This window comes from Pseudomonas sp. 05N434 (assembly GCF_056396965.1).
The window spans coordinates 1-6182 of record NZ_JBFTMK010000299.1; the positions used below are offsets into that span (position 1 = coordinate 1).

Here is a 6182-nt window from a genome sequence, read left to right on the forward strand (position 1 = left end):
ATGTAGCAGCTGTCGAGCACCGCGACGCAGCTGCTACGGCCCGGGCTTGGCGAGCCGCTATAGAGACGTATACTGCCGCGCATGAATGTCGACTCTCCCTTAAGCGCCTGGCAACACGCCATCGAACAGAAGGGCTTCGTCCAGGACGAAGCCCAGGAACATGCCGTGTGGGCGCTGCAAAAATGCCACGAAGCCTTGCAGGAAGGCCGCGCGCCCATCACCGGCGTGTACCTCTGGGGCCCGGTCGGGCGGGGCAAGACCTGGTTGATGGATCAGTTCTATCAAAACCTGCGCGTCCCGGCCCGGCGGCAGCACTTTCACCACTTTATGGGTTGGGTGCATCAGCGCTCCTTCCAGTTGACCGGTACCGCCGACCCGCTGAAGGCCCTGGCCCGCGAGCTGAGCCAGGAAGTGCGGGTGCTGTGTTTCGATGAACTGTTCGTCAACGACATCGGTGACGCGATCATTCTCGGGCGTTTGTTTCAGGTGATGTTCGAGCAAGGCGTGGTGGTGGTCTGTACCTCCAACCAACCGCCGGATCAGCTGTACGCCGATGGCTTCAACCGCGACCGCTTTGTGCCGGCGATTAGCGCGATCAAGCAACACATGCAGGTGATTGCGGTGGACGGTGGAGAAGATCATCGTCTGCACCCCGGCGCCGGCCTGCAGCGTTACTGGGTGAACGTTCCGGGTCAGCCCGGTGCCCTTGGCGACGTGTTCAAGGCCCTGACCGTCGGCCAGACGCTGTCCAGCGATCCGGTGCAGATCGGCTACCGTTCGGTCAATGTCATGCAGGCCAGTCGAACCGTGCTCTGGTGCCGTTACGCCGAGGTCTGCGAGCAGCCTTTTGCCGCCATGGACTTCATGGCCCTGTGCGACACCTTCAGCGCTATTCTGTTGAGTGACGTGCCCAATCTCAGCGCGCAAAAACGCGAAGGGCGCATCGCCCGCGGCACTGAAGACGGTGTCGAGCGGGTGGCGGCGGGGGATCGCGAGTTGCCGCAATTGTCGGTGCATGACGACGGTGTGCGGCGGTTCATTGCCCTGGTGGACGAGTGCTACGACCGCAAGGTGCCGCTGTACCTCGAAGCGCAGGTACCGATGGAGGCGTTGTACACCGAGGGTTATCTGGAATTCCCGTTTCGCCGCACCCTCAGCCGTTTGCAGGAGATGCAGCTAAAACGTTTTGCCGAGGCTTGATGTCCGGGAGAAGGTGCAACGGGGCGAGAGGATCCAGTTGTCGGCACCCCGGCGCTCGCGATAAGGTCGCAGGACCTTTCAGTGCGCAAGAAGCGAACTGGGGCAACTTCATGTGTGATCGAGGGTGGAAATGGAATCCGCAGAAATTCTTGTGCTTCAGGCCAGTTACAGCAACCCGACACATGCCGAGGCGATTTGTCTTGTATTGAACCATTACGCCGAAGACCCGATGGGTGGCGGTAAGTCGTTGCCCACCCATGTGTTGCAACAACTGCCGGGGGAGCTGGCCAAGCGGCCCCATGCCTTCAGTGTATTGGCGTTTGTCGGTGGCGAGCCGGCAGGGCTGGTCAATTGCTTCGAAGGCTTTTCGACCTTTGCCTGTCGGCCATTGGTCAACGTGCACGATGTGGTCGTGGTGTCGAAGTTTCGCGGGTTGGGACTGAGCCAGAAAATGCTGCACAAAGTCGAGGACATCGCACGTCAGCGCGGCTGCTGCAAAATCACCCTGGAAGTGCTGGAGGGCAATCCAGTGGCCCAGGCGTCTTATGGCAAATTCGGTTTTTCACCCGGCATGTTCGACCCGGCGCACGGCCGGATGCTGTTCTGGACCAAAGCGCTTTAGTCCTCCGAGCCATAAAAAAGGGCGTCGATCAGGACGCCCTTAAGTCATTTGTCGGCCCCTCAAAACTACTGCTGAACGACCGCCGGGGTGACAGGCGCGACCTTGGGTTTTATCAGGCTGAAGTCGATCAACGGCCGCAGCTCACGCTCGTAAGGGTTGCCGATCATCAATGGCCGAGGCTTGAAGCTGTCGCTGACCAGGCTTTTGCTGCGGTCCAGTTCATCGAAACTCAGGCCGGCCAGATCCGCCCAGGTGTGAATCAGCTGGGAGCTGCTGTACGGTCGACCCAGATCAGCGGCAAAACTCCAGTCATGGGTTTCGCGCCATTTCGGCGAGGCCCAGGCCATGAATGGAATGGTGTACATCGGTGCGGTCGGCTTGTTCTCGTTGCGGCCCAGGGTGTTGTGGCCAGCGGAGTCGAACACGTCTTCGCCGTGGTCGGAGAGGTACAGCAGGAAGCCGTTCGGATCAGTCTTGGCGTAGTCCTTGATCAGGCTCGAGACCACGAAGTCGTTGTACAGCACCGCGTTGTCATAGCTGTTGTACGTCGGCACCTGATCGTCACGCACGCCGTCCGGCACGCCTTTGCGGTCGGTGAACTTGTTGAACGTCGGCGGGTAACGGTACTGGTAGCTCATGTGCGTGCCGAGCAAATGCACGACGATCAGCTTGCGTGGCGCCGCATCGGCCAGCGCCTTGTTGAACGGCTCGATCACATCGCCGTCGTACTGGGCGGCGTTCTGGTTGCGGTTGTTGTTCAGGTACGCCTGCTCGTCGGCCTGTTCGGAGAAGGTCGTGAGCATGGTGTTGCGCTTGGTCATGGTCTGCTGGTTGGTGATCCAGAAGGTTTTGTAACCCGCCTGTTTCATCATGCTGACCAATGACGGCGTCGTCAGGTAGAGGTCCGGGTTTTCTTCGTCGGCGAACGTCAGCACCTGCTGCAGCGCTTCGATGGTGTAGGGGCGTGGGGTAATGACGTTATTGAAAACCGCCAGTTGGTCCTTGAGCTTATCCAGTTCCGGGGTGGTTTCCCGCGGGTAGCCGTACAGGCTCATGCGCTGACGGTTGGTGGACTCGCCGATCACCAGCACCAGGGTCGCCGGCTGATTGGCCATCGAGTCGGTGAAGTTCTTCAGCGGCGGGATCTTGCTGGCGCTGTCGAGCATGCCTTGCATGCTGCCCAGGGTACCGAGGTAACGGTGATAGGCCACGGCCATCTGCCATGGCACCGCGGGCTCGATGCGGGTTTCGAATTTCTCGAAGCCTTCCGCCAGGCTGCCGGTGTGCGCGGTCTGCTTGATCAGCGGGTAACCGATCACGGCCAGCACAATCGCCGTCGCTGCGATCAGCGCCTGGACGCGTGGCAGGTACACCGGACGCACGCGGGTCCAAAGGAAGTACGCGAATGCAGTGTGGGCGAGGAACGCCAGCACCATCCACCAGGCAAAATACTGCGTCAGGTATTCGCCGGCTTCAGACACGTTCGATTCGAACATGATGAAGATGACGCTCTGGGAAAATTCCTGCTGATAGATGAAGAAATAACCCAGGCTGGCCATCGAACAGGCCCACAGCACCACACCGATCAGCGCGGACATCACACGGGTTTGTTTGGGGAACAACAGCATCGGCGCGAGCCAAATGGCGCTCATCACAAAAGCCTGGCGGAACCCGCTAAAACCGGAGGTGCCAGTCAGTTGAATCAGTAGTTGGGTGATACCGGAGAAATACCAGAAGAACAGAAATAACCAGAGTAATCCTGCCCAATCAAAACCATTCGCAGACGTTTTGCTGCGTTTAAGCAAAGCCATTCAACACTCCAGCCTGATGATCGGCCGTCGGCACTCTCCTTGTCGCAGACGAACGGATGCCGCTCGCAAAGCAAGCAGCCACAAAGGGCCGGAGTATCGCCAAGCAAGTGTGAAAACTTTGTGAGTTGTCGCAGCGGACAGGATTGCAGCGAGTCAGAAACAGCGCTGGGCCGCTTCCGACTCAAGCGAGGAGATCAGGCGTGAGGAGCACGTTGGGTGACGGGCAAGGGCTGAGCCTGATTGCCTTGGGTCAGCAGGCGCAATTGCGCAACTTCCCGCTTCAACTGATCGCGCTCCTCTTTCAACTGGCGCAGTTCATCGCGACGGATCGTGACGTAAAGGGTTTGTGCTGGCAGTGCTGTGTGTACGGTGCCCATTGCTCACCTCGCAAATGGCGGTATCAACTGTAAGTCGACTCCCGAAATCGGGTGCTCACTTACTATCGGCGCCAATTTTGATTTCTTTTGCCCCTGAAGGGAACTTTTTTATTTTTCATGGTCGTTGTGTCTTCGGCACGATTCCCGACGTTATCAGTCTGGATCGGGCACAATGCCCGGAAACTTCATCCCGCCGCTCTGGACTAACCTTCACTAGTCGCGTTGGGCTATAACCTTAGACACACTTTATTTGTAGTAGGGAGCATCAGTACATGCAACTCGGGATTATTGGACTGGGCCGCATGGGCGGTAATATTGCGCGGCGCCTGATGCTCAACGGGCACACCACCGTTGTTTACGACCGCAATACCGCTTTTGTCGATACCCTGGCCGAAGAGGGCGCCACCGGCGTCGCCGACTTGCCAGCCCTGGTCGCTGGCCTGGCCAAGCCGCGCGCGGTGTGGGTCATGCTGCCCGCCGGCGCACCGACCGAAGACACCATCGACACACTGAGCACCTTGCTTGAAGCGGGCGATACCATCATTGATGGCGGCAACACCTTCTATAAGGACGATATCCGTCGGGCCAAAACCCTGTCGGAAAAAGGTCTGCATTACATCGACGTCGGCACCTCCGGCGGCGTCTGGGGCCTGGAACGTGGCTACTGCATGATGATCGGCGGCGATGCCGAGACGGTTAAGCGTCTTGACCCGTTGTTCGAGTCCCTGGCCCCGGGTATGGGCGACATTCCGCGCACCAAGGATCGCAAGTCCGATGACGATCGCGCCGAGCGCGGTTACATCCACGCAGGCCCCGCCGGCGCCGGCCACTTCGTCAAGATGATCCATAACGGCATCGAATACGGAATGATGCAGGCCTTCGCCGAAGGCTTCGACATCCTCAAGACCAAAGCCAGCACCAACCTGCCGGAAGATCAGCGTTTCGACCTGAACGTGGCCGACATCGCCGAAGTCTGGCGTCGTGGCAGCGTGGTCTCGTCCTGGCTGCTTGACCTGACCGCCGATGCGCTGGCGTCCGATCCGAAACTCGACGGCTACTCGGGTGAAGTGGCGGACAGCGGTGAAGGGCGCTGGACCATCGAAGCCGCCATGGAACAAGCGGTGCCGGTACCGGTGCTGTCGAACTCGCTGTTCTCTCGCTACCGTTCGCGCGGGCAAGGCAACTTTGGCGACAAGATTCTCTCGGCCCAGCGCTTCGGCTTCGGCGGCCATGTGGAGACTGCGAAAAAATGACCCACGTGATCCGCAGGAAATCCAAGGCAGAACCCGCACCGCCCACCACGCTGTTTTTGTTCGGTGCCCATGGTGATCTGGTCAAGCGCCTGCTGATGCCGGCGCTGTACAACTTGAGTCGCGATGGTTTGCTGGGGAATGGACTGCGGATCGTCGGCGTTGATCACAACGCCATCAGTGACGAAGCCTTTGCCAAAAAACTCGAAGATTTCATTCGGGCGGAAGTGGCAGCCAAGGTCGGCAAGGGCGATCACGCCCTTGATCCGGCGTTGTGGGCCAAATTGGCCAAACACATCAGCTACGTCCAGGGCGATTTCCTGGATGAGCGCACTTATGACGCGCTGGCGGCGAAAATCGACGCCAGCGGCACCGGCAACGCCATCTTCTACCTTGCTACCGCCCCGCGCTTTTTCAGCGAAGTGGTGCGGCGTCTCGGGGCTGCCGGATTGTTGCAAGAAGCCCCTGAAGCGTTCAGAAGGGTGGTGATCGAAAAGCCTTTCGGCTCGGATCTGTATACCGCCGAAGCCTTGAACGCGTGCTTGCTCAAAGTGATGACGGAAAAGCAGATCTACCGGATCGATCACTATCTGGGCAAGGAAACCGTGCAGAACATTCTGGTCAGCCGGTTCTCCAACAGCCTGTTCGAAGCCTTCTGGAACAACCATTACATCGATCACGTACAAATCACCGCCGCTGAAACCGTCGGCGTGGAAACCCGTGGCAGTTTTTATGAGGTCACCGGCGCCCTGCGGGACATGGTGCCTAATCACCTGTTCCAATTATTGGCGATGGTCGCCATGGAACCACCGGCGGCGTTTGGCGCCGATGCGGTACGTGGCGAGAAGGCCAAAGTCATCGGCGCGATTCGCCCCTGGTCGATCGAGGAAGCGCGAGCCAACTCAGTGCGCGGCCAATACAC

The 6182-nt window shown here is 59.2% G+C and carries 6 protein-coding genes; 4 read left to right on the top strand and 2 right to left on the bottom strand.

Features of this window, described 5'->3' with window-relative positions:
* Nucleotides 1–81 precede the first annotated feature (81 nt).
* A complete protein-coding gene (zapE, locus tag AC1DLB_RS18505; protein WP_064618122.1) occupies nt 82–1200 on the top strand; it encodes a cell division protein ZapE in 1119 nt (372 codons plus the stop codon).
* 130 nt (nt 1201–1330) lie between these two features.
* Entirely contained in the window at nt 1331–1822 is a 492-nt protein-coding gene (locus AC1DLB_RS18510) for a GNAT family N-acetyltransferase (protein WP_018926090.1), read from the top strand.
* A gap of 65 nt (nt 1823–1887) precedes the next feature.
* On the opposite strand, the gene AC1DLB_RS18515 is transcribed toward AC1DLB_RS18510, so the two are convergent.
* Together AC1DLB_RS18515 and AC1DLB_RS18520 are read right to left on the bottom strand one after the other, a co-directional pair.
* Entirely contained in the window at nt 1888–3633 is a 1746-nt protein-coding gene (locus AC1DLB_RS18515; RefSeq protein ID WP_477743025.1) for a phosphoethanolamine transferase CptA, read from the bottom strand.
* Nucleotides 3634–3827: 194 nt separating this feature from the next.
* Complete coding sequence (locus AC1DLB_RS18520; RefSeq protein ID WP_018926088.1) at nt 3828–4010, bottom strand: DUF6026 family protein; 183 nt, start codon at nt 4008–4010, stop codon at nt 3828–3830.
* Nucleotides 4011–4282: 272 nt separating this feature from the next.
* On the opposite strand from AC1DLB_RS18520, the gene gnd reads away from it, so the two are divergent.
* Entirely contained in the window at nt 4283–5263 is a 981-nt protein-coding gene (gene gnd, locus AC1DLB_RS18525) for a phosphogluconate dehydrogenase (NAD(+)-dependent, decarboxylating) (RefSeq protein ID WP_018926087.1), read from the top strand.
* Nucleotides 5260–6182, top strand: a 923-nt coding sequence (locus AC1DLB_RS18530) for a glucose-6-phosphate dehydrogenase (NADP(+)) (RefSeq protein ID WP_477785410.1), incomplete at its 3' end; no start/stop codon positions are given. The genes gnd and AC1DLB_RS18530, both read left to right, overlap by 4 nt.